This is a genomic window from Stenotrophomonas sp. 2619 (genome assembly GCF_040548725.1).
Classification (GTDB): domain Bacteria; phylum Pseudomonadota; class Gammaproteobacteria; order Xanthomonadales; family Xanthomonadaceae; genus Stenotrophomonas; species Stenotrophomonas maltophilia_AP.
Genome location: NZ_JBEPSF010000015.1, coordinates 1 through 22,701, shown reverse-complemented (window position 1 = coordinate 22,701; position 22,701 = coordinate 1). Strand labels below are relative to the sequence as shown.

12 protein-coding genes and 1 pseudogene are annotated in these 22,701 nt (G+C 67.3%); 8 read left to right on the top strand and 5 right to left on the bottom strand.

Annotation, left to right across the window (positions count from 1 at the left end):
• Positions 1-37: 37 nt before the first annotated feature.
• The 3 genes and pseudogenes from ABIA71_RS15100 to ABIA71_RS15090 form a co-directional block, all read right to left on the bottom strand.
• On the bottom strand, positions 38-985 hold the full coding sequence (locus tag ABIA71_RS15100; RefSeq protein ID WP_128096738.1) for a 5'-nucleotidase: 948 nt from the start codon (positions 983-985) through the stop codon (positions 38-40).
• Positions 986-1,064: 79 nt separating this feature from the next.
• Positions 1,065-1,835, bottom strand: a complete 771-nt coding sequence (locus ABIA71_RS15095; protein ID WP_354286255.1) for an NAD kinase — start codon at positions 1,833-1,835, stop codon at positions 1,065-1,067.
• A gap of 428 nt (positions 1,836-2,263) precedes the next feature.
• Positions 2,264-7,159 (bottom strand): annotated as a pseudogene (locus ABIA71_RS15090) (NAD-glutamate dehydrogenase); the annotation flags it as partial.
• 346 nt (positions 7,160-7,505) lie between these two features.
• On the opposite strand from ABIA71_RS15090, the gene ABIA71_RS15085 reads away from it, so the two are divergent.
• The 3 genes from ABIA71_RS15085 to ABIA71_RS15075 are packed head-to-tail and all read left to right on the top strand — an operon-like array spanning position 7,506 to position 12,628.
• On the top strand, positions 7,506-8,165 hold the full coding sequence (locus tag ABIA71_RS15085) for a TetR/AcrR family transcriptional regulator (RefSeq protein WP_159497179.1): 660 nt from the start codon (positions 7,506-7,508) through the stop codon (positions 8,163-8,165).
• On the top strand, positions 8,165-9,439 hold the full coding sequence (locus tag ABIA71_RS15080; RefSeq protein WP_354286251.1) for an efflux RND transporter periplasmic adaptor subunit: 1,275 nt from the start codon (positions 8,165-8,167) through the stop codon (positions 9,437-9,439). The genes ABIA71_RS15085 and ABIA71_RS15080 overlap by 1 nt, the downstream gene beginning before the upstream one ends.
• Positions 9,440-9,454: 15 nt before the next feature.
• On the top strand, positions 9,455-12,628 hold the full coding sequence (locus ABIA71_RS15075) for a multidrug efflux RND transporter permease subunit (RefSeq protein ID WP_354286246.1): 3,174 nt from the start codon (positions 9,455-9,457) through the stop codon (positions 12,626-12,628).
• 614 nt (positions 12,629-13,242) lie between these two features.
• Here ABIA71_RS15075 and ABIA71_RS15070 read toward each other — a convergent pair.
• Both ABIA71_RS15070 and ABIA71_RS15065 read right to left on the bottom strand, forming a co-directional pair.
• Entirely contained in the window at positions 13,243-13,536 is a 294-nt protein-coding gene (locus ABIA71_RS15070) for a hypothetical protein (RefSeq protein WP_354286243.1), read from the bottom strand.
• Positions 13,537-13,641: 105 nt separating this feature from the next.
• On the bottom strand, positions 13,642-14,790 hold the full coding sequence (locus ABIA71_RS15065) for an acyl-CoA dehydrogenase family protein (protein WP_128098236.1): 1,149 nt from the start codon (positions 14,788-14,790) through the stop codon (positions 13,642-13,644).
• A gap of 149 nt (positions 14,791-14,939) precedes the next feature.
• Here ABIA71_RS15065 and ABIA71_RS15060 point away from each other — a divergent pair, with 149 nt between their 5' ends.
• The 5 genes from ABIA71_RS15060 to ABIA71_RS15040 all read left to right on the top strand — a co-directional run bounded on the left by ABIA71_RS15060 (position 14,940) and on the right by ABIA71_RS15040 (position 22,469).
• Positions 14,940-15,869, top strand: a complete 930-nt coding sequence (locus tag ABIA71_RS15060) for an ArsR/SmtB family transcription factor (protein ID WP_354286241.1) — start codon at positions 14,940-14,942, stop codon at positions 15,867-15,869.
• 8 nt (positions 15,870-15,877) lie between these two features.
• The gene (locus ABIA71_RS15055; protein WP_354286239.1) at positions 15,878-16,987 is read left to right on the top strand and encodes a homocysteine S-methyltransferase family protein; all 1,110 of its coding nucleotides are present in this window, start codon (positions 15,878-15,880) and stop codon (positions 16,985-16,987) included.
• 57 nt (positions 16,988-17,044) lie between these two features.
• A complete protein-coding gene (metH, locus tag ABIA71_RS15050; RefSeq protein ID WP_354286237.1) occupies positions 17,045-19,729 on the top strand; it encodes a methionine synthase in 2,685 nt (894 codons plus the stop codon).
• Positions 19,730-19,866: 137 nt separating this feature from the next.
• Entirely contained in the window at positions 19,867-21,060 is a 1,194-nt protein-coding gene (locus ABIA71_RS15045; protein WP_354286235.1) for an MFS transporter, read from the top strand.
• Positions 21,061-21,134: 74 nt separating this feature from the next.
• Positions 21,135-22,469 carry an amidohydrolase family protein gene (locus ABIA71_RS15040; RefSeq protein ID WP_354286233.1) on the top strand — a complete coding sequence of 445 codons (1,335 nt, stop codon included), beginning with the start codon at positions 21,135-21,137 and terminating at the stop codon, positions 22,467-22,469.
• Positions 22,470-22,701 lie beyond the last annotated feature (232 nt).

The window sequence follows — 22,701 nt, the reverse complement described above, 5'->3', positions numbered from 1 at the left end:
GCGCCGGTTGCCCCCCGCCATGACCCACGGTCAGGGCCTACCCGTCGTTGGCGACGCCGTGGGGTACATGCCCGGCGGCCACGCTCTGGTGCTGGCGGGCGCTGTCGATGTTGTGCTGCGAATCGTCGAAGAAGATGTCCGCGCCGAACGCTTCCAGGAACGGTCCCTTGTGCCGCCCGCCCAGGAACAGCGCCTCGTCCAGGCGCACGCCCCACTCGCGCAGGGTGCGGATGACCCGCTCGTGTGCCGGCGCCGAACGCGCGGTCACCAGCGCGGTACGGATCGGCGCATCTTCGCCCGACGGGAACACCGCCTGCAGGGTATGCAGGGCAGACAGGAAGTTGCGGAACGGGCCGCCGCTCAGCGGCTCGCGCGCATTCTCACGCTCATGCCGGCCGAACGCTTCCACGCCCTGCTCGCGCGAGATGCGCTCGCTCTCGTCGCCGAAGATCACCGCGTCGCCATCGAAGGCAATACGCAGCTGGCCCAGCGGCCGGCCCAGGTCGACCTGCTCGGCCGCGGCGATGGTCTCGCCCGGCGGCTTGGGCAGGATCGTGGCCGCGGCAATGCCGTGCAACAGCGCGCGGCGCACCGACTCGGGGTTGGCCGACAGGAACAGGTCGGTGCCGAACGGCTTCACGTAGGGCCAGGTAGGCTCGCCGGCGGTGAAGGTGGCGCGGATGATGCCCAGGCCGTAATGCTGGATCGAGTTGAAGATGCGCAGGCCGGTGTCGGCCGAGTTGCGCGACAGCAGGATCACTTCCACCCGCGGCTGCTCCGGCGACTGGCCCTGGTTGAGCGCCAGCAGCTTGCGTACCACCGGGAAGGCCACGCCGGGCCGCAGCACGTCGTCCTCATGCTTGCGCTGGTACTCGGCGTAGGCATCCACGCCCTCGGCCTCGAACAGCGCATGGCCTTCTTCGAGATCGAACAGCGCGCGCGAGGTTACCGCGACGGTCAGCAGACGGGGGGTGTTGTCGCCCATGGCACTCAGCAATCCAATGCGGCCGCAGCGGCCGGCCAGCCATTGTCCCACAGTGGATGGCTGCTACGGCCCGACCCGTTCAGAACATGAACTGTTCGCTGAGGATGCGGTCTTCCAGATTGTGCTCCGGGTCGAACAGCAGGGTGACACGGCGCTCGCGCGATTCGCGGATGGTCACTTCGACCACGTCGCGGGTTTCGTGCGAGTCGGCGGTGACACTCACCGGGCGCTTGTACGGGTCGAGCACGCGGAAGCGCACCTCGGTGTCGGCCTTGAGGATCGCTCCGCGCCACCGGCGCGGCCGGTACGGCGCCAACGGGGTCAGCGCGATGGTATGCGAGCCCAGCGGCAGGATCGGTCCATGCGCGGAATAGTTGTAGGCGGTGCTGCCGGCCGGGGTAGCCACCAGCACGCCGTCACCGATCAGTTCGGCCACACGCTCCTGCCCATTGAGGTCCACGCCGATATGCGCGGCCTGGCGGGTCTGGCGCAGCAGCGAGACGTCGTTGTAGGCAAGCGAGCCGGTGGTGGTGCCCGACTCGGTCAGCGCCAGCATCTCCAGCGGTCGCAGGTGCGCGGGCTCGGCCGCCGCGAGGCGGGCCGGCAGGTCGTCGTCACGAAACTGGTTCATCAGGAACCCGACCGTGCCCAGCTTCATGCCGAACACCGGCTTGCCCAGCGCGGCATGCCGATGCAGGGTCTGCAGCATGAAGCCATCGCCCCCCAGCGGGCACAGCACATCGGCCTGCTCGGGCGTGCAATCGCCATAGCGGGCCAGCATCTGCGCCAGCGCCTGCTGCGCGGGCTCGGTGTTGCTGGCCAGGAAGGCGATACGGGGGGAAGCGCTCATCGGTGGATCCGGTGCGGCAGTTTGTTGCACAGAGCATACCTGCCGCACCACGGCAAAGCAGCCGTCGCTCTCTGTTCCTGGGCTGGGCCGGGGGGTGTGGGTTCACGGGACCCTCCACCGCATGGATGCGGTGGCGGAGCCTACAAGGACGTACTTGCGGCGTGTCCCGTGAACCCACACAGCCCCGCCCAGCCCAGGAGCAAACGGCACGCGCTGCTTTTCGCCTTTGCCGCACCAAGCCAAACAACCAAACAAAAACGGCCCCGCGTGAGCGGGGCCGTTGGTTTTCATGCACGTGCCAGGCACGCCTTTGGAGCTGAGCCCCCCTGAGTCAGGGGGGCGCGCCGCAGGCGCGGGGGTCTGGAAGCACGGTCCGCATGGGGCCCACGGTGTGCAGCGCACACCGTGGGGCGTCAGCGCGAATGCGCTTACGCACCATGCGCCGCGAGCTGACCCAGGCGCTGCACCGCGACCGAGACGGTCGGGTAGTCCAGGGTCTTCTGCTCGGCCAGTTCGGCCAGCATCGACAGCGTGAAGCGCAGGCTGCTGTCGTCACGGCCGATCCAGGCGGCCACCTTGGCTTCGGCGCTGCTGCCCTTCATCGACAGCACCTGGGCAGCCAGGTTGCGATGGTGGGCGGCCAGCTCGTCGCGCAGCACGCCACGTGCCACGGCATGCCAACGACCGTTGACCTCCAGCGCGTCGATCTGCTCGAACAGCCACGGCAGCTGCAGGGCGTCGCCCAGGCGGAAGTGGATCTTGGACACGTCCACCGGCTTCAGCTTGCGGGTCCGGGCCAGTTCGATGATGTCGAACGCCGGTTCCAGGAACTGCAGCTCGGACAGCTGCTGCGCCAGTGCCGGCGGCAGGCCCTTTTCCTTCCACTCGGCCACGCTCGCCTCGTAGGCCGGGCGCTGCGAATCGGGCAGCACGCCCGACGCCACGCGGATGTCGTTGAACGCGGCCTGGTAGCGGTTCACCGCCTCGGTGATGCCCGGCATGGTGCCCGGGCGCGACAGCAGCCAGCGCACGAACGAACGCTGCAGCTTCCAGATCACTTCCAGCGCATCGATCTGCACCGATTCGGGCAGCGTGCCGTCGAGCGCATCGATCTGCGCCCACAGTGCACGTGCGTCCAGCGTTTCACGGCTGATCGTGTAGGCCTTGGCAACCTCGGCCACGCTGCGGCCGGTGTCTTCCTGCATGCGCATCAGGAACGTGGCGCCCATCCGGTTGATGGTCTGGTTGGTCACGGCCGTGGCGATGATTTCGCGCTTCAGGCGGTGACGCTCCATCGCGTCGGCGTACTTCTTCTGCAGCGGCGTCGGGAAGTAACGCTGCAGTTCCTTGGACAGGTACGGATCTTCCGGGATGTCCGAATCCAGCAGCTGGGCAAACGCCACCAGCTTGGAATAGGACAGCAGCACCGACAGTTCCGGACGGGTCAGGCCCTGGCCGCGCGCCTTGCGTGCCGACAGCTCCGCATCGGAGGGCAGGTACTCGATCTGGCGATCGAGCAGGCCCTGCTGCTCCAGCGTGCGGATGAAGTGCTGCTTGGACCCCAGGCGCTTGACCGCCATCCGCTCCATCAGGCTCAGGGCCTGGTTCTGGCGGTAGTTGTCGTTGAGCACCAGCGCGGCCACTTCGTCGGTCATCGACGCCAGCAGCTTGTTGCGCTGTTCAACGGTCAGCTTCTTGGCCCGCACCACATCGTTGAGCAGGATCTTGATGTTGACTTCATGGTCGGAGGTGTCCACACCGGCCGAGTTGTCGATGAAGTCGGTGTTGAGCAGCACGCCGGCCTGGGCAGCCTCGATGCGGCCCAGCTGGGTCATGCCCAGGTTGCCGCCCTCGCCCACCACCTTGCAGCGCAGCTCGCCACCATTGACGCGCAGCGCGTTGTTGGCGCGGTCGCCCACGTCGCTGTGCTGCTCGCTGGCGGCCTTGACGTAGGTGCCGATGCCGCCGTTCCACAGCAGGTCCACCGGGGCCTTGAGGATGGCGCTCATCAGGTCGTTGGGCGACATCGCCTTGACGTTCTCGTCCAGGCCCAGCACCTCACGCACCTGCGGGGTGATCTCGATCGACTTCAGGCTGCGCGGGTACACGCCACCGCCCTTGCTGATCAGCTTGGCGTCGTAGTCGGCCCAGCTGGAACGCGGCACGGTGAACAGGCGCTCACGTTCGACGAACGTGGTGGCCGCATCCGGGTTCGGGTCCAGGAAGATGTGGCGGTGATCGAACGCGGCCACCAGGCGGATGTGGCGCGACAGCAGCATGCCGTTGCCGAACACGTCGCCGGACATGTCGCCGACGCCCACGGTGGTGAAATCCTGGCTCTGGCTGTCACGGCCCAGGGCACGGAAGTGGCGCTTGACCGACTCCCACGCGCCGCGCGCGGTGATGCCCATGCCCTTGTGGTCGTAACCGACCGAACCACCGGAGGCGAACGCGTCGCCCATCCAGAAGCCGTGCGCGATGGCCAGGCCGTTGGCGATGTCGGAGAAGGTCGCGGTGCCCTTGTCGGCCGCCACCACCAGGTACGGGTCGTCCATGTCGTGGCGGACCACGTCCACCGGCGGCACGATCTTGTTGTTGACGATGTTGTCGGTGATGTCCAGCAGGCCCTGGATGAACAGCTTGTAGCAGGCCACGCCGTTGGCGAACACCGCATCACGGTCGCCGCTGGCCGGCGGCACCTTGGCGAAGAAGCCGCCCTTCGCGCCAACCGGCACGATGACCGTGTTCTTGACCATCTGCGCCTTGACCAGGCCCAGCACTTCGGTGCGGAAGTCTTCGCGACGGTCCGACCAGCGCAGGCCGCCACGGGCCACTGCGCCAAAGCGCAGGTGGGTACCTTCCACGCGCGGGCCGTACACGAAGATTTCGCGGTACGGGCGCGGCTTGGGCAGGTCCGGCACCAGCGCCGAATCGAACTTGAAACTGATGACATGGCCGTGCTGGCCGTTGGCATCGGTCTGGTAGTAGCTGGTACGCAGGGTGGCGTCGATCACGCCCATGAAGCTGCGCAGGATGCGGTCTTCATCCAGGCTGGAAACGCGGTCCATCAGCTTCAGCAGCGCGTCGCGCGCGGCATCCATCTGTGCCTTGCGGTCGCCCTTGCGGGCGTCGACCACGGTCTTGAGCACCTTCAGGGTGGCCTCGTCGCCGCCGGCCAGCACGGTCAGGTGCTCGCGCAGCTGGGCCTGGCCCTCGGCGATGGCGTCCTTGCTCTCGTGGCCCGTGGCCGGGTCGAAGCGGGCTTCGAACAGTTCCACCAGCAGGCGCGCCAGCAGCGGGTAGCGGGTGAAGGTGCCTTCCACATAGGCCTGCGAGAACGGCACGCCGGTCTGCAGCAGGTACTTGCAGTAGCCACGCAGCATCGCCACCTGGCGCCAATGCAGGCCAGCGGCCAGCACCAGGCGGTTGAAGCCGTCGTTCTCGGCATCGCCGTGCCACACGCGGGCGAAGGTTTCACCGAAGGCGGCATCCACGCTCGGGGCGTCGATCGCACCGGCCACCGATTCCACTTCGAAGTCCTGCACGTACACCGGCGCGTTGTCCACCGTGAGGCGGTACGGACGCTCGGCGATCACGCGCAGGCCCATGTTTTCCATCATCGGCAGCGCGTCCGACAGCGGAATGTCGTCCAGCTGGCGGTACAGCTTCAGGCGCAGGCCGTCGCCGCCTTCGCGCTGCACGGCCTGCAGGCTCAGGCGCAGGTCGTCCGGACCGGTCAGGGCGTCGAGCTGGCTGACGTCGTTGGCCGCGATCTCGGTGCTCGAGTCTTCGATGTAGCCGGCCGGCAGGGCCTTGCCGATACGGGCGGCAATGCGCAGGCCTTCGCTTTCACCGTGGCGGGCCACCAGCGCTTCGCGCAGGTCGTCCTGCCAGTTGCGCAGCACCTGGGCCAGCTTCTGTTCCAGCGCGCTGGTGTCCACTTCCAGGGTCTGGCCAGCCTTCGGGCGCACGATCAGGTGCACCTGGGCCAGCGGCGATTCGCCCAGGACCACCGAGCTGTCCACGTACTCGCCCTGCAGGGCGTCCTTGAGCATCGCTTCGATGCGCAGGCGCACGTCGGTGTTGAAGCGTTCGCGCGGCAGGTAGACCAGCGCGGAGATGAAACGGCTGTACTTGTCGCGGCGCAGGAACAGGCGGCTGCGCACGCGCTCCTGCAGGCCCAGCACGCCCATGGCGGTGCGGAACAGTTCGTCCTCGCTGGACTGGAACAGCTCTTCGCGCGGCAGGGTTTCCAGGATGTGGCGCAGGGCCTTGCCGCTATGGCTGCTCGGCGCCAGGCCGGAGTGGCTCATCACATATTCGTGGCGCTGACGCACCAGCGGGATTTCCCACGGGCGACGGTTGTAGGCGCTGGAGGTGAACAGGCCCAGGAAGCGCTGCTCGCCGATGATCTTGCCCTTGGCGTCGAATTCCAGCACGCCGATGTAGTCCATGTAGCCGGCGCGGTGAACGCGCGAACGGGCATTGGTCTTGGTCAGGATCAGCGCGTCCTTCAACCCGGTGGTGGCGTTGAGGCCCTGCGCGGCGAGGGTCTTGACCGGACGGGCGGCGGACTTGTCCTTGCCGCGCATCAGGCCCAGGCCGGTCTCGTTGAGCGGCGCCAGCACGTCTTCCTTGCCCTGCTTCTCCACGCGGTATTCGCGGTAGCCGAAGAAGGTGAAGTGGTTGTCGGCGGCCCAGCGCAGGAATTCCTGTGCTTCGGCGCGCGAGGCCGCGTCGATCGGCAGCTGGCGGGTGCCGAGGTCGTCGGCCAGGCTCTTGGCCTTGCTGCGCATCGCGTCCCAGTCGCCGACGATGGCACGCACCTCGTCCAGCGCCTTGACGATCGCCTGCTCGACGTCGGCCATGGCTTCGGCCGGCTGGCGGTCGATTTCCAGCAGCATCACCGATTCGGCGTTGCCGTCGCTGACACCGCTCAGCTTGCCGGCCTTGTCGCGCGCGAAGCGGATCACCGGGTGGCCCAGCACGTGCACGCCGATGCCATGCTCGGCCAGCGACATGGTCACCGTATCGACCAGGAACGGCATGTCGTCATTGACGATCTGCAGCACCGTATGCGGCGACTCCCACCCGTTGCCCTTCAGGGTCGGGTTGAACACACGCACATTGGCCTTGCCGGACTTGCGCACGCGGGCGAACTCCAGCGTGTCGGCCGCCAGGGCGGCCCACTCCTCGGCGGTGTGGTGCGGGAACTCGTCCGCCTCCATGCGCTTGTAGAAGTCGGCGGCAAATGCGACGGCCTCGGCCTGCCCGGCCGCCGGGTAGCGCTTGCGCAAGGCCGTGTACACCGGCTCCAGCGAGAAGCCCACTGGCGAAACAGTCTGCGTATCGGCTGGTTTGGATTTGTTTTTCACGGTCTTGGCTGCTGGTTTCTGCGATTTCATGACGGAGCGGTGCGTGTTGCTCAGTTGGGAAAATGAAATTGTAGGCCTACCGCACAAAAATACCTTGCTGCAGGACGGAATAAGGTGATTCGGGTTGGGTGGCGTTTACGTCGCGATGGTCAATCCGCACGGGTACGGACGTTCGCGTGGGAGATCCACACGCAGCCAAGCATCGGCCACGTTCGTGGCAACTTGACGATGGGTATCAGATCCCGCGCAAACACAAGGCTTCTCCAATTCTGAACTGGACGGTATAGTCCACCGCGTGAATCCCCCCCACCCCGCCGCCAGCACCCTGGATGCGCGCGACCAGCGCGTGTTCGATGCCGTGCGCGACCTCTTCGCCACCCAGGGCATGCAGATCAGCATGGATGCGGTGGCCCAGCAGGCCGGGTGTTCCAAGCAGACCCTCTACAGCCGCTACGGCAGCAAGCAGGAACTGCTGCGCCGGGTGATGCAGCGCCACGTCAGTCGCGCCACCGCCGGGTTGCACAGCCTGGAGCAGGGCGACCTGCGCGGCAGCCTGCTGCGGTTCGCCACCGAGTACCTGGAGCACTGCAACCAGCCACACGTGATGCAGGCCCGCCGGCTGATCGCCACCGACACCGCCCAGTTCCCGCAGGAAGCGCGTGCGCTCTACCGGGACGGGGCCGGCGCGCTGGTTCTTCACGTGGCTGAATGGCTTGCCGTGCGCAGTGAGGAAGGCCAGCTCAGGCATGACGACCCGCACTTCATGGCCGAACTGCTATTGAGCATGATCGCCGGCGTGGATTTCGAGAAACAACGCTTCCATACCCCCCATCGCGCCGACGCCACCGAGCGCCGCCGCTGGGCCGAATTCTCCGTTGACAGCTTCCTGCGCGCGTTTGCCACGCCGGAAACCGCCGCGGCATTGCATTCAAACCAACACCGGAGTTTTTCCTGATGATCGCCCCACTCCGCAGCCTTGCCCTGACCTGCGCAGTTGCTGTTGCACTGACCGCTTGCAAGAAGCCAGAGCAGCAGACGCCCCCGCCGCCGGAAGTGGGCGTGATCGATGCCAAGCCGCAGACCCTGCCGTTGCAGCGTGAGCTGGTCGGCCGCCTGTCGCCGTACCGCAGCGCCGATGTGCGCGCCCGCGTGCCCGGCGTGCTGCTCAAGCGTGTCTACCAGGAAGGCGCCGACGTCAAGCAGGGCCAGGTCCTGTTCCTGATCGACCCGGCCCCGCTGCGCGCGTCCTTGAATGCCTCGCAGGCCGAACTGGCCTCGGCCCAGGCGACCTACGCCAACGCCAAGGCCGCGGCCAACCGCGCCCGTTCGCTGGCCCCGCAGAAGTATGTGTCCAAGTCCGACCTGGACGCGGCCGAAGCCACCGAGCGGACCGCCGCTGCCGCCGTGCAGCAGGCCCAGGCCGCCTTGACCAGCGCGAAGATCAACCTCGGCTACGCCGAAGTGACCGCGCCGATCAGTGGCCGCGCCGGCAAGCAGCAGGTCACCGAAGGCGCGCTGGTGGGCCAGGGCGATGTGACCCTGCTGACCACCGTGGACCAGCTGGACCCGCTGTACGTGAACTTCTCGATGAGCGTGGACGAACTGACCCAGATGCGCGCCGCGCAGGCCAAGGGCCAGCTGGCCCTGAGCGGGGACGGCAAGTCCACCGTGCAGGTCAAGCTGTCCGACGGCACGGTCTACGACCAGCCGGGCACGCTGGACTTCTCCTCGACCACGGTGGACCCCACCACTGGCGCGGTGTCGCTGCGCGCGGTGCTGCCCAACCCGCAGCAGATCCTGCTGCCGGGTGCCTTCGTCAGCTTCCAGGCCACGCTGGGTGAGCGCAACAACGCCTACCTGGTGCCGCTGCAGGCGCTGCAGCGCGATACCACCGGCGGCTACGTGCTGGTGGTCGGCAAGGACGGCAAGGTGGCGCGCAAGAACGTCAAGAGCGAAGGCCAGCAAGGCACCAACTGGCTGGTCAGTGGCGGTCTCGAAGCCGGCGACCAGGTGATCGTGGCCGGCGTGCAGAAGGTCAAGGAAGGCGCCCCGGCCAAGGCCACCCCGTGGAACCCCGACGCCGCCGCGGCCAATGGCAAGGCGCCTGCGGGTGCTGCGCCGGCCGGTGCCGCACCGGTCGCCGCGGCCAAGCCCGATGCTGCTGCCCCGGCCGACGCCGCCGCCAAAACGTCCGACGCCGCTCCGGCTGCCGAACCGAACAAGCAATAACGGGAACCCTCCGTCATGCCTAAATTTTTCATTGAACACCCGGTCTTCGCCTGGGTGGTCGCGATCCTGATTTCGCTTTCGGGCGTGATCTCGATCCTGGGTCTGGGCGTGGAGTCCTACCCGAGCATCGCACCTCCCCAGGTGACGGTGAGCGCCACCTACCCCGGCGCCAGCGCCGACACCACCGAAAAGTCGGTCACCCAGGTGATCGAACAGCAGCTGACCGGTATCGATCATCTGCTGTATTTCAGTTCGTCGTCGGCCTCCAATGGCCGCGCCTCGATCACCCTGACCTTCGAGACCGGTACCGATCCGGACATCGCCCAGGTCCAGGTGCAGAACAAGGTGTCGCTGGCCACCCCGCGCCTGCCCACCGAAGTGACCCAGCAGGGCGTGGTGGTGGCCAAGGCCAACGCCGGCTTCCTGATGGTGGTGGCGTTGCAGTCCGACACCGCCTCGATCGACCGTGACGCCCTCAACGACATCGTCGGTTCGCGCGTGCTCGACCAGATCTCGCGTATCCCCGGCGTCGGCAGCACCCAGCAGTTCGGTTCCGAGTACGCCATGAACATCTGGCTCAACCCGGAGAAGATGCAGGGCTACGGCCTGTCGGCCAGCCAGGTACTGGCGGCGATCAAGGCCCAGAACGTGCAGTTCGCGGCCGGTTCGCTGGGCTCGGACCCGTCCCCGCAGGGCCACTACTTCACCGCCACGGTCTCGGCCGAAGGCCGCTTCAGCTCGCCTGAGCAGTTCGAGCAGATCATCCTGCGCGCCAATGCCGACGGCTCGCGGGTAATGCTCAAGGACATCGCCCGGATCGCCTTCGGCGCCAACAACTACGGCTTTGACACCCAGTACAACGGCAAGCCGACCGGTGCCTTCGCGATCCAGCTGCTGCCGGGCGCCAACGCCCTGAACGTGGCCAATGCGGTCACTGCCAAGATGGACGAACTGTCGCCGAGCTTCCCGTCCGGTGTCAGCTGGTTCTCGCCGTACGACAGCACCACCTTCGTCAAGATCTCGATCGAGGAAGTGGTCAAGACCCTGATCGAAGCGGTCGTGCTGGTGTTCCTGGTGATGCTGATCTTCCTGCAGAACTTCCGCGCCACCCTGATCCCCACCCTGGTCATCCCGGTGGCCCTGCTCGGCACCTTCCTGGGCATGAGCGTCATCGGCTTCACCATCAACCAGCTGACCCTGTTTGCGATGGTGCTGGCGATCGGCATCGTGGTCGATGACGCGATCGTGGTGATCGAGAACGTCGAACGCATCATGACCGAGGAGAAGCTGCCGCCCAAGGCCGCCACCCAGAAGGCCATGACCCAGATCACCGGTGCGGTGGTCGCCATTACCGTGGTGCTGGCGGCGGTGTTCATTCCGTCGGCCCTGCAGGGCGGTGCGGCCGGTGAGATCTACAAGCAGTTCGCGCTGACCATCGCCATCGCGATGGGCTTCTCCGCGTTCCTGGCGCTGGGCTTCACCCCGGCCCTGTGCGCGACCTTCCTCAAGCCGACCCACTCCGACAAGCCGAACGTCGTCTACCGCACCTTCAACAAGTACTACGACAAGATCAGCGGCACCTACGTGGGCCACATCACCTCGGCGGTGCGCCATGCCCCGCGCTGGATGATCCTGTTCGTGGTGCTCACCGTGCTGTGCGGCTTCCTGTTCACCCGCATGCCGGGCAGCTTCCTGCCCGAGGAAGACCAGGGTTATGCGCTGGCGATCGTGCAGCTGCCCCCGGGCTCGACCAAGTCGCAGACCAACCAGGCCTTCGCGCAGATGCGTGGCGTGCTCAAGGACCAGGAAGGCTTCGAAGGCATGCTGCAGGTGGCCGGTTTCAGCTTCGTCGGCTCCGGTGAAAACGTCGGCATGGGCTTCATCCGGCTCAAGCCGTGGGCCGACCGCAAGGTCACCGTGCCCGAGTTCATCCAGAACATGAACGGTGCTTTCTACGGCATCAAGGAAGCGCAGATCTTCGTGGTCAACCTGCCCACCGTGCAGGGCCTGGGCCAGTTCGGCGGCTTCGACATGTGGCTGCAGGACCGTGGCGGCGCCGGCTATGAACAGCTGACGCAGGCCCGCAACGTGCTGCTGGGCAAGGCGGCCGAGGAAAGCGACCTGCTCACCGGCGTGCGTCCCAACGGCCTGGAAAATGCCCCGCAGCTGCAGTTGCACGTGGACCGCGTGCAGGCCCAGACGATGGGGCTGTCGGTGTCGGACGTGTACAGCACCATCCAGCTGATGCTGGCCCCGGTGTACGTCAACGACTTCTTCTACGAAGGCCGCATCAAGCGCGTGACCATGCAGGCCGACGGCCCGTATCGCACCGGTGCCGAGTCGCTCAACAGCTTCTACACGCCCAGCAGCCTGCAGACCAACGCAGACGGCACCCCGGCGATGATTCCGCTGAGCACCGTGGTGAAGTCCGAGTGGGTGTCCGCACCGCCGTCGCTGAGCCGCTACAACGGCTACTCGGCGGTCAACATCGTCGGTTCGCAGGCACCGGGGCGCAGCTCGGGTGAGGCGATGCAGGCGATGGAGCGGATCGTCAGCGACGACCTGCCGGCCGGCTTCGGCTACGACTGGTCCGGCATGAGCTACCAGGAAATCCTGGCCGGCAACGCGGCAACGCTGCTGCTGGTGCTGTCCATCGTGGTGGTGTTCCTGTGCCTGGCCGCGCTGTATGAAAGCTGGTCGATCCCGGTGGCGGTGCTGCTGGTGGTGCCGCTGGGCGTGCTCGGTGCGCTGGCGTTCTCGCTGGCCCGTGGCCTGCCCAACGATCTGTACTTCAAGATCGGCCTGATCACCGTGATCGGCCTGGCGGCCAAGAACGCCATCCTGATCGTGGAGTTCGCGGTGGAACAGCGTGCGGCCGGCAAGACCCTGCGCGAGGCCACCATCGAGGCCTCCCGCCTGCGCTTCCGTCCGATCCTGATGACCTCCTTCGCCTTCATCCTCGGCGTGGTGCCGATGGCCATCTCCACCGGTGCGGGCGCCAATGCCCGCCACGCCATCGGTACCGGCGTGATCGGCGGCATGGTGTTCGCCACCTTCCTGGGCCTGCTGATGATCCCGGTGTTCTTCATCGTGGTCCGCCGCATGCTGGGCGACAAGCTGGACGAGCCGTCCAAGGAGTTCGTCGAGCGCCAGAGCGAAGCCAACGCGACGCACCGCCCGGATCGTTGATCCGGCGGTGATGCGCTGAAACGGAAAAGCCCCGGCACGCGCCGGGGCTTTTTTTCTGGGCGGTGCATTGCCGGGCGGTACAGCCTTGATCGGCGGGCGCATGTTCGGATGCATGCCTGGATCCGGTAGTGCCGGCCGCTGGCCGGCTCATCCAGATACGTGCCATGCATGGACCGCCTGGTTGCCGGCCGGCGGCCGGCACTACCCTGATGTGCACGGACCGCCTGGTTGCCGGCCAGCGGCCGGCACTACCCTGATCTACGTGCACTTTTTTGTGGGCGGTGCATTGCCGGGTGGTACAGCCTTCATCGGCGGGCGCATGTTCGGATGCATGCCTGGATCCGGTAGTGCCGGCCGCTGGCCGGCACCTCCAGATACGTGCCATGCATGGACCGCTTGGTTGCCGGCCGGCGGCCGGCACTACCCTGATGTGCACGGACCGCTTGGTTGCCGGCCAGCGGCCGGCACTACCCTGATGTGCACGGACCGCCTGGTTGCCGGCCGGCGGCCGGCACTACCCTGATTGCATGGACCGCCTGGTTGCCGGCCAGCGGCCGGCACTACCCTGATGTGCACGGACCGCTTGGTTGCCGGCCAGCGGCCGGCAGTGCCGCTCAGCGCAGCAGCGCCACGGCGGCGCAGGCGACCACGATCACCAGCGACGGCCACTGCATCGGCACGAAGAAGAAATGATGGCGGGCATGCTCGCCCGGCGCGCGCGGGCCGCGGTTGAGCACCAGGCCCAGCAGCACATTGATGGCCGCGCCGATGCCGAATCCGATCAGTAACTGGGTCAGCGAGGTGTTGCCCTTGGCAACGGCAGGATCGGGCCACAGCCACATCAGCAGCAGCAACGTGGCGATGGGGGTGAGCAGGGTCAGGAAACCTGCGCCTCGGTAGATGAGCATGGAATGTCCGGCAAAAAACGAGGGCACATTCTGCCTCACCGGCGTGCCGACCGACGGTCGGCACCTGCCCGGAAGGCCACGACCGAGGGTCGTGGCCCGGCGACATCAGCGCAACCCGGTCTCGTTGCGCGCGATCACCAGCCGCTGGATTTCCGAGGTGCCCTCGTAGATCTCGGTGATCTTGGCATCACGGAAGTAGCGCTCCAGCGGCATTTCCTTGGAGTAGCCCATGCCGCCGTGGATCTGCACGGCCTGGTGGGTGATCCACATGGCTGCTTCAGAGGCGGTCAGCTTGGCGATGGCCGCCTCATTGCTGAAACGCTTGCCCTGGCCCTTCACCCATGCCGCGCGCAGGGTCAGCAGCAGCGCTGCGTCCAGCTTGCACTTCATGTCGGCGATCTTGGCCTGGGTCATCTGGAAGGTGCCGATGGCCGCACCGAAGGCCTTGCGGTCCCGCACGTACTCCAGGGTCGCTTCATAGGCAGCGCGGGCGATGCCGATGGCCTGCGACGCGATGCCGATACGGCCGGCGTCGAGCACGCCCATGGCGATCTTGAAGCCCTCGCCTTCCTTGCCCAGCACTTCGTCGGCGCTGGCCACGTAGTCCTGGAATTCGATCTCGCAGGTGGCCGAGGCGCGGATGCCGAGCTTGGGCTCGGTCTTGCCGCGGTGGAAACCAGCCTTGTCGGTGTCGATCATGAAGGCGGTGATGCCGCGCGCGCCCTGCTCCGGGTCGGTCATCGCAAACAGCACGATGTACTTGGCGACCGGGCCGGAGGTGATCCAGCTCTTCTTGCCGTTGATCACGAAGGTGCCGTCGGCCTGCTTCACCGCGCGGCAGCGCATGGCGGTGGCGTCCGAACCGGACTGCGGCTCGGTCAGCGCGAACGCGCCGATGGCCTCGCCCTCGGCGATGGCGCGCACGTACTTCTGCTTCTGCGCTTCGCTGCCGTGGGTCAGGATGCCGTTGCAGAACAGCGAGTTATTGACCGACATGATGGTCGAATGCGCTGCGTCGCCAGCGGCGACCTCCACCATCGCCAGCACGTAGGCAATCGGGTCCATGCCCGCGCCGCCGTATTCGGCCGGCACTTCGATGCCCATCAGGCCGTTTTCACCCAGCAGGCGGATGTTGTCCAGCGGGAATTCGCCGGTACGGTCATGGTGTTCGGCGCTCGGCGCGATCTTTTCCTGCGCGATCCGGCGCGCAACGTCCTGCAGCATCAGCTGCTCTTCGGTAAAACTGAAATCCACAACACCCTCCCGGGAACATGGTGATTTTTATGGCCGCGCAACGCGCGTCCAGGTGGCGCGATTGTACCGGGGGGCGGGCAATCCCGGCTGACTTGACCCCACCCCGGCCAGGGACGAAAATATCTCTATATCGCGATAGGTAGATATTTATGGATCTTGAGGACTGGTCGATCCGGCTGAAAGTATTCGCCGACGCCACCCGCGTGCGCCTGCTGGCACTGCTGGAGCAGGAAGAACTGACCGTGGCCGAGCTGTCGGCCATCACCACGCTGGCCCAGCCACGCGTGTCCACCCACTTGGCCCGGCTCAAGGAAGCGGGGCTGGTGCGCGACCGCCGCGCCGGAGTGTCGGCGTACTACCGGTTTGACGATGTCGCATTGGACCCCGCCCAGCGGGCATTGTGGCATGCCCTGAGCACCGGCAGCGACGACCCGCTGCTGCGCCAGGATGCTGAACGCGTGGCGGCCGTGCTGGCCAGCCGCGCGGCCGACCAGAACTGGGCCGACAGCGTCGCCGGCGACATGGAGCGCCATTACTCGCCCGGCCGCACCTGGGAGGCGCTGGCGCGCACCGCGCTGCCGCTGCTGGAAACCGGCGACGTGCTCGACATCGCCTCCGGCGACGGCGTGCTGGCCGAACTGGTCGCCCCGCACGCCAAGCGCTACGTGTGCATCGACACCAGCGCGCGCGTGGTGGCCGCCGCCAGCGAGCGCCTGCGCCGCCTGGCCAACGTGGAAGTGCGCGAAGGCGACATGCATGCGCTGCCGTTCAAGGACCGCAGCTTCGACCTGGTGGTGCTGATGCACGCCCTGACCTACGCGGCCAAGCCGGCCCAGGCCGTGGCCGAAGGCGCGCGCGTGCTGCGCTCGGGCGGGCGCCTGCTGCTGTGCAGCCTGGCCCGGCACGAACACAAGGCCGCCGTGGATGCCTACGGCCACGTCAACCTGGGCTTCTCGGACAAGGAACTGCGCAAGTTCGCCGAGAAGGCCGGGCTGGTGGTGTCCAACCTGGAAACGGTGACCCGCGAGAAGCGCCCGCCGCATTTCGAAGTCATCTCGCTGATCGCCACCAAACCCTGAGGCCCGCCATGTCGTCCCTGCCCTGGTTGCACCCCGATCGCGTCCACGCCCTGCAGCAAGCGCTTGCCCGGCGCATCCTGATCATCGACGGCGCGATGGGCACGATGATCCAGCGCCACGGTCTGCAGGAAGACGACTACCGGGGCGCGCGCTTCGTCGATGGCTACGACAGCACCCACGTGGCGCATGTGCATGGCGCCGGCTGCGACCACGCCGCCCCCGAAGGCCACGACCTGAAAGGCAACAACGACCTGCTGCTGCTCAGCAAGCCGGAGGTGATCGCCGGCATCCACACCGCCTACCTGGAAGCAGGCGCGGACCTGGTGGAGACCAATACCTTCAATGCCACCTCGGTGAGTCAGGCCGATTACCACCTGGAGCACCTGGTCTACGAACTCAACAAAGCTGGCGCGGCGGTCGCCCGTGCGTGCTGCGACGCGGTTGCCGCGACCACCCCGGACAAGCCGCGCTTCGTGATCGGCGTGCTGGGGCCCACCAGCCGCACCGCCTCGATCAGCCCGGACGTGAATGACCCCGGGTTCCGCAATACCAGTTTCGATGCGCTGCGCGAGACCTACCGCGAAGCCATCGACGGGCTGATCGACGGCGGCGCGGACACGCTGATGGTGGAAACCATCTTCGACACGCTCAATGCCAAGGCCGCTCTGTACGCCATCGAAGAAGCCTTCGACGACCGCGGCGCGCGCCTGCCGATCATGATCTCCGGCACCATTACCGATGCGTCCGGGCGCACCCTGTCCGGGCAGACCGCCGAGGCGTTCTATGCCTCGGTGGCGCACAGCCGGCCGCTGTCGGTCGGGCTGAACTGCGCGCTGGGCGCCGACGACATGTGCCCCCACGTGGAAACCCTGTCGATCGTGGCCGACTGCCTGGTCAGCGCGCATCCCAATGCCGGCCTGCCCAACGCCTTCGGCGAGTACGACGAAACCCCCGAGGAAATGGCCGGCACCCTGCGCGAGTTCGCCAGCGCTGGCCTGCTCAACCTGGTGGGCGGCTGCTGCGGCACCACCCCCGCGCACATCCGCGCCATCGCCGAGGCGGTGGCCGACCTGCCGCCGCGCGCCCTGCCCGGCCCCGCCCTGGAGGATGCCGCGTGAGCGCATCCGCCGCCCGTTGTCGTTGACCCTCCCCCGCCAGCACGTGCCAGCCCGCCCATGACGACTCCCCGCCCCACCCGCCTGTCCGGCCTCGAGCCGCTGGTGATCACGCCGGACCTGCTGTTCGTCAATATCGGCGAGCGCACCAACGTTACCGGCAGCGCGCAGTTCCGCAAGCTGGTCAAGGAAGAGCGCTACGAAGAGGCGGTGGACGTGGCGCGCCAGCAGGTGGCCAACGGCGCGCAGATCCTCGATGTGAACATGGACGAGGGCCTGATCGATTCCGAAAAGGCGATGACGCGCTACCTCAACCTGATCATGTCCGAGCCGGACATCGCCCGCATTCCGGTGATGGTCGACTCCTCCAAATGGAGCGTGATCGAGGCCGGGCTGAAGTGCCTGCAGGGCAAGAGCGTGGTCAATTCGATCTCGCTCAAGGAAGGCGAGGCGCAGTTCATCGAGCACGCGCGCAAGGTGCTGCGCTATGGCGCGGCCGCGGTGGTGATGGCCTTCGACGAGGACGGCCAGGCCGACACCTGCGCGCGCAAGGTGGAGATCTGCGCCCGCGCCTACCGCATCCTGGTGGACGAGGTCGGCTTCCCGCCGCAGGACATCATTTTCGATCCGAACATCTTCGCCGTCGCCACCGGCATCGAGGAACACGACAACTACGCGGTCGACTTCATCGAAGCCACCCGCATCATCAAGCGCACCCTGCCGCACTGCCATGTCTCCGGCGGCGTCTCGAACGTGTCGTTCTCCTTCCGCGGCAACGAAAGCGTGCGCCAGGCAATCCATGCGGTGTTCCTGTACCACGCCATCGCCGCCGGCATGGACATGGGCATCGTCAACGCCGGCGCCATGCCGATCTACGACGAGCTGGATCCGGAGCTGCGCGAACGCGTCGAGGACGTGATCCTCAACCGTCGCCGCGACGGCACCGAGCGCCTGCTGGAGATCGCCGAGCGTTACAAGGGCAAGAAGGGCGAGGTCAAGGGCGAAGACCTGGCCTGGCGCGAGAAGCCGATCGACGCGCGCCTGGCGCATGCGCTGGTGCATGGCTTGGACGCCTGGGTGGAAGCCGATACCGAAGAAGCCCGCGCCCGGTCCAGCCGCCCGCTGGACGTGATCGAAGGGCCGCTGATGGACGGCATGAACATCGTGGGCGACCTGTTCGGCGCCGGCAAGATGTTCCTGCCGCAGGTGGTCAAGTCGGCGCGGGTGATGAAGAAGGCCGTGGCCTACCTGCTGCCGTACATCGAAGCGGAGAAAGCGCGCAGCGGCGACACCGCCAAGAGCAACGGCAAGATCATCATGGCCACGGTCAAGGGCGACGTGCATGACATCGGCAAGAACATCGTCGGCGTGGTCCTGGCCTGCAACAACTTCGAGGTGGTCGACCTCGGCGTGATGGTGCCGGCGCAGAAGATCCTCGACGCCGCGCGCGCCGAGAATGCCGACATCATCGGCCTGTCCGGCCTGATCACCCCCTCGCTGGAGGAGATGAGCCACGTCGCCCGCGAAATGCAGCGGCAGGGCTTCACGATGCCGCTGATGATCGGCGGTGCGACCACCTCGCGCGCGCACACCGCGCTGAAGATCGACCCGCATTACAAGGCGCCCACGGTGTGGGTGAAGGATGCCTCGCGTGCGGTCGGGGTGGCCCAGTCGCTGATCTCCAGCGAGCTGCGCGAGGCCTTCGTGGCCGCCAACGAGGCCGACTACGCCGACATCCGCCAGCGCCATCGCAACCGTGGCGACGCCAAGCGCCTGGTGACGCTGGCCAAGGCCCGCGCGCAGCGCTTCAGCGGCGACTGGGCCGCCTACACCCCGCCCACGCCGCACAAGCCCGGCCTGCACGTGCTGCACGACTACCCGCTGGCCGACCTGGTCGACGTGATTGACTGGACGCCGTTCTTCCAGGCCTGGGAACTGGCCGGCAAGTACCCGGCCATCCTCACCGACGAGATCGTGGGCACGCAGGCCAGCGAGCTGTACCGCGACGCGCGCGCGATGCTCGACCGCATCGTCAGCGAGAAATGGCTGACCGCCAAGGCGGTGTTCGGGCTGTGGCCGGCCAACAGTGTTGGTGATGACGTGCACCTGCGCACCGATGACGGCCCGGCGGTGCTGCACTTCCTGCGCCAGCAGGTCGACAAGCCGGTCGAACGCCCGGACTTCTGCCTGGCCGATTTCATCGCCCCGGCCGACAGCGGCAAGCAGGACTGGATCGGCGCGTTCGCGGTGACGGCCGGGATCGGCATCGACGCGCACGTGGCCCGCTTCGAGGCCGACCACGACGACTACAACGCGATCCTGCTCAAGGCCCTGGCCGACCGCTTCGCCGAAGCGCTGGCCGAGCGCCTGCACCAGCACGTGCGCACCGACTACTGGGGCTACCAGCCGGACGAGCAGTTGGACAACGAGGCGTTGATCGCCGAGAAATACAGCGGCATCCGCCCGGCGCCGGGCTACCCGGCCTGCCCCGAGCACAGTGAAAAAGCCACGCTGTTCCGACTGCTGGACGCCGAGCGCAACGCCGATATGCAGCTGACCGAGAGTTTTGCGATGCTGCCCACTGCGGCGGTGTCCGGCTACTACTTCAGCCACCCGCAGAGCCAGTATTTCGTGGTGGGGCGGGTGTCGCGCGAGCAGGTGGCCGACTACGCCAAGCGCAAGGGCGTGGACCGGGCACAGGCCGAACGCTGGCTGGCGTCGAACCTGGACTACGATCCGGAATAAGGGCGTCACCCCGACCGACGGTCGGGTGCTACCGGCGGGGTCGCTGGGTCGTTCACCCGACCAACGGTCGGGTGCTACCGGCATAATGTGGGGGTTGGTACCCACCGTTGATGGGTGCGCGCGCACCGAGATCCCGCATGACCGCCTCCACCCGCGACGCCGTACCGGTCGTCCGCCTCTCGTCGTTCTACCTGGTCTACTACGCCGCGCTGGGCGCGTTCACCCCGTACTGGTCGCTGTTCCTGACCTCGCGCGGGATGACCGTCACCGCAATCAGCGTGATGATGGGCATCTGGTATGCCACCCGCATCGTCGCGCCCACCACCTGGACCTCGCTCGCCGCCGCCTCGCCGCGCCCCATCTTCTGGCTGCGGCTGGGCTGCGTGCTGACCCTACTGACCTTCTGTGCGTTCCTGCTGCCGCTGCCGCAACCGTGGCTGTACCCGGCGATGGTCGCGTTCTGCTTCTTCTACAACGCGGTGATGCCGCAGTTCGAATCGATCACGTTGACCCACCTGGGCAGCGACAGCCATCGCTACGGATTGATCCGGGTGTGGGGCTCGCTGGGCTTCATCGCGGTGGTGATGCTGTTTGGCTGGATCATCGAAGGCGACGGCGGCGCGGGCAACGCACACCTGCTTCCGTGGCTGATGCTGCCGCTGTTCGGCCTGCTCACCGCCTCGGGGTTCGCCAACTACTACGCGCGCAACCTGCAGCGCAGCGACGGCGACGCGACCGGCTTCTGGCAGATCGTGCGCAAGCCGCAGGTGCTGGCGTTCTTCCTGGCCGCGTTCATGGAACAGCTGTCGTTCGGTCCGTACTACACGTTCTTCTCGGTCTACATGGACCACCACGGCTATGCCACCTCTACGCTGGGGCTGCTGTGGACCATCGGGGTGGTGTTCGAGGTCGGCGTGTTCTTCACCATCGGGCGCTTTTTCCGCCGCTATGACGCCAGCTGGATGCTGCTGATCGCGCTGCTCAGTTCCACGGTGCGCTGGGCTATCACCGCGCTGTTCCCGGACAACCTGCCGGTGATGCTGCTGGCGCAGACCGCGCACGCCCTCGGGTTTGCCGCATTCTTCGCAGCCGCGATGCAGATGCTGGCCACCTATTTCCCCGGTCGCCTCAACGGCCACGGCCAAGGACTGCTGTACGGTTTCTCCTCCGGCGTGGGCGGCGTGCTGGGCGCGCTGATCGCCGGCCAGCTGTGGGGCATCGATCAGGGCCGTACCGCCTTCCTGGCGGGCAGCGGTTTCGCGCTCGCCGGCGCCCTGCTGTGCTTCTTCGCCATCAGCCTGCCCCTGCTGCGCGCCCACAGGCGCAGGTGATCGTCGGCCGCTGGCCGGCAACGCGACCCGTCCGATGGGGTAGGCTCACCCCTCCCCCAAGACTGGAGCCGCCGATGCGACCGACCCGCCTATGGGCACTGCTGCTTGCCACCGTCGCCCTGCCTGCGGCCGCCGAGCCGATCCTGCTGGAGAACGCGCGCGTCTTCGATGGCCAGCGCGATCGCGGCATCACCCCGGTGCTGATCGATGGCGCCCGCATCGTGCATGTCGGCACGCCCCTGCCCGCTGCCGCCACCGGCGCGCGCCGGATCGATTACACCGGCAAGACGCTGCTGCCTGCGCTGGTCAGCGACCACGCGCATGTGGGCAACACGCAGGGACTGGAGCACGGCGACCGCTACTACACGCGCGACAACGTGGTGCGTGACCTGCGCCAGTTCCAGCGCTACGGCATCACCACCGTTACCGCGCTGGGCATGAATGGCGCCGACTTCTTCGCCATCCGCACGGAAGTAAACGCCGATCCCACCCTGGGCGCGCAACTGTACGGTGCTGGCGGCGGGATCGGCGCGCCCGATGGCGCACCACCGGCCGACAGCATGGGCCTGCGCCACGACCCGGTCGCACGCCCGCGCACCGCCGAACAGGCGCGTGCGGCGGTGGCCACCCAGCACGCCGACGGCGTCGACCTGATCAAGCTGTGGGTGGACGACCTTGGCGGCAAGCGCCCGATGATGACCCCGGAGGTTTACCGCGCCGCGATCGCCGAAGCGCATGCACGCGGCCTCACCGTGGCCGCGCACATCCACGACCTCGACCAGGCCCGCGACCTGGTCGATGCCAAGGTGGACATCCTGGCCCACGGCATCCGCGACCGCGCGGTCGATCCGATGCTGGCCAGGAAAATGCGCGACCAGGGCACGTGGTACATCCCGACGCTGGCCATCGACGAGGCCAACTACTGGTACGCCGAGCACCCGCAGGCGCTGCAGCAGCCGTTCCTGCGCCAGGCCCTGCACCGCGACGTGCTGGCCCGGTGGTCGCAGCCGGCGTGGCAGCGCGCGCAACTGGCCGGCAGCGGCATTCCGGCCGCGCGCGACGCGGTGGCGACCAACCTGGAGAACGTGCGTCGCCTGCAGGCAGCCGGGGTCAAGCTGGGTTTCGGCACCGACGCCGGTGCGATGCCGCAGCGGGTGATCGGCGTTGCCGAGCACCGCGAGCTGCAGTTGCTGGTGCAGGCGGGGCTGAGCCCCGCACAGGCATTGCAGGTGGCCACCTCGCAGGCGGCGGACCTGCTGGGCCTGGCCGACCGTGGCCGGATCGCCGCCGGCAAGCGCGCCGACCTGCTGGTGCTGGACGCGGACCCGCTCACCGACATCGCCAACACCCAGCGCATCGGCGCGGTCTGGCAGGCCGGGCAGGAAGTGGCCGGGCCGATCACGGACTAACCCCCGGTCGGCACGATGGGGCCCTACGCCCTAAAAAGAGCGCTCTTCTTCCATCCAAGGGGAGCGTCTTGCTGCGAGGGCCGTCGCAGAGTCAGCACGACGCTACGCGGGTGGCCGGGTGTGCAGGCGCGGTTTGGGTCTCCGATCGGGCCGGTCGCGAGCGTGAGGGCCCCGCAGCAGCCGGTAGGCCCCTGGCGCAAATGTCCCCCGGCCGCGTCGCGGCCTCCTCCTT

Excerpts from the sequence above, each read along its gene's own strand:
- metH (WP_354286237.1), top strand. The coding sequence starts at position 17,045 with ATGACGACTCCCCGCCCCACCCGCCTGTCCGGCCTCGAGCCGCTGGTG.
- ABIA71_RS15100 (WP_128096738.1), bottom strand. The coding sequence starts at position 985 with ATGGGCGACAACACCCCCCGTCTGCTGACCGTCGCGGTAACCTCGCGC.
- ABIA71_RS15070 (WP_354286243.1), bottom strand. The coding sequence starts at position 13,536 with ATGCTCATCTACCGAGGCGCAGGTTTCCTGACCCTGCTCACCCCCATC.
- ABIA71_RS15040 (WP_354286233.1), top strand. The coding sequence starts at position 21,135 with ATGCGACCGACCCGCCTATGGGCACTGCTGCTTGCCACCGTCGCCCTG.
- ABIA71_RS15075 (WP_354286246.1), top strand. The coding sequence starts at position 9,455 with ATGCCTAAATTTTTCATTGAACACCCGGTCTTCGCCTGGGTGGTCGCG.
- ABIA71_RS15045 (WP_354286235.1), top strand. The coding sequence starts at position 19,867 with ATGACCGCCTCCACCCGCGACGCCGTACCGGTCGTCCGCCTCTCGTCG.
- ABIA71_RS15080 (WP_354286251.1), top strand. The coding sequence starts at position 8,165 with ATGATCGCCCCACTCCGCAGCCTTGCCCTGACCTGCGCAGTTGCTGTT.
- ABIA71_RS15060 (WP_354286241.1), top strand. The coding sequence starts at position 14,940 with ATGGATCTTGAGGACTGGTCGATCCGGCTGAAAGTATTCGCCGACGCC.
- ABIA71_RS15055 (WP_354286239.1), top strand. The coding sequence starts at position 15,878 with ATGTCGTCCCTGCCCTGGTTGCACCCCGATCGCGTCCACGCCCTGCAG.
- ABIA71_RS15095 (WP_354286255.1), bottom strand. The coding sequence starts at position 1,835 with ATGAGCGCTTCCCCCCGTATCGCCTTCCTGGCCAGCAACACCGAGCCC.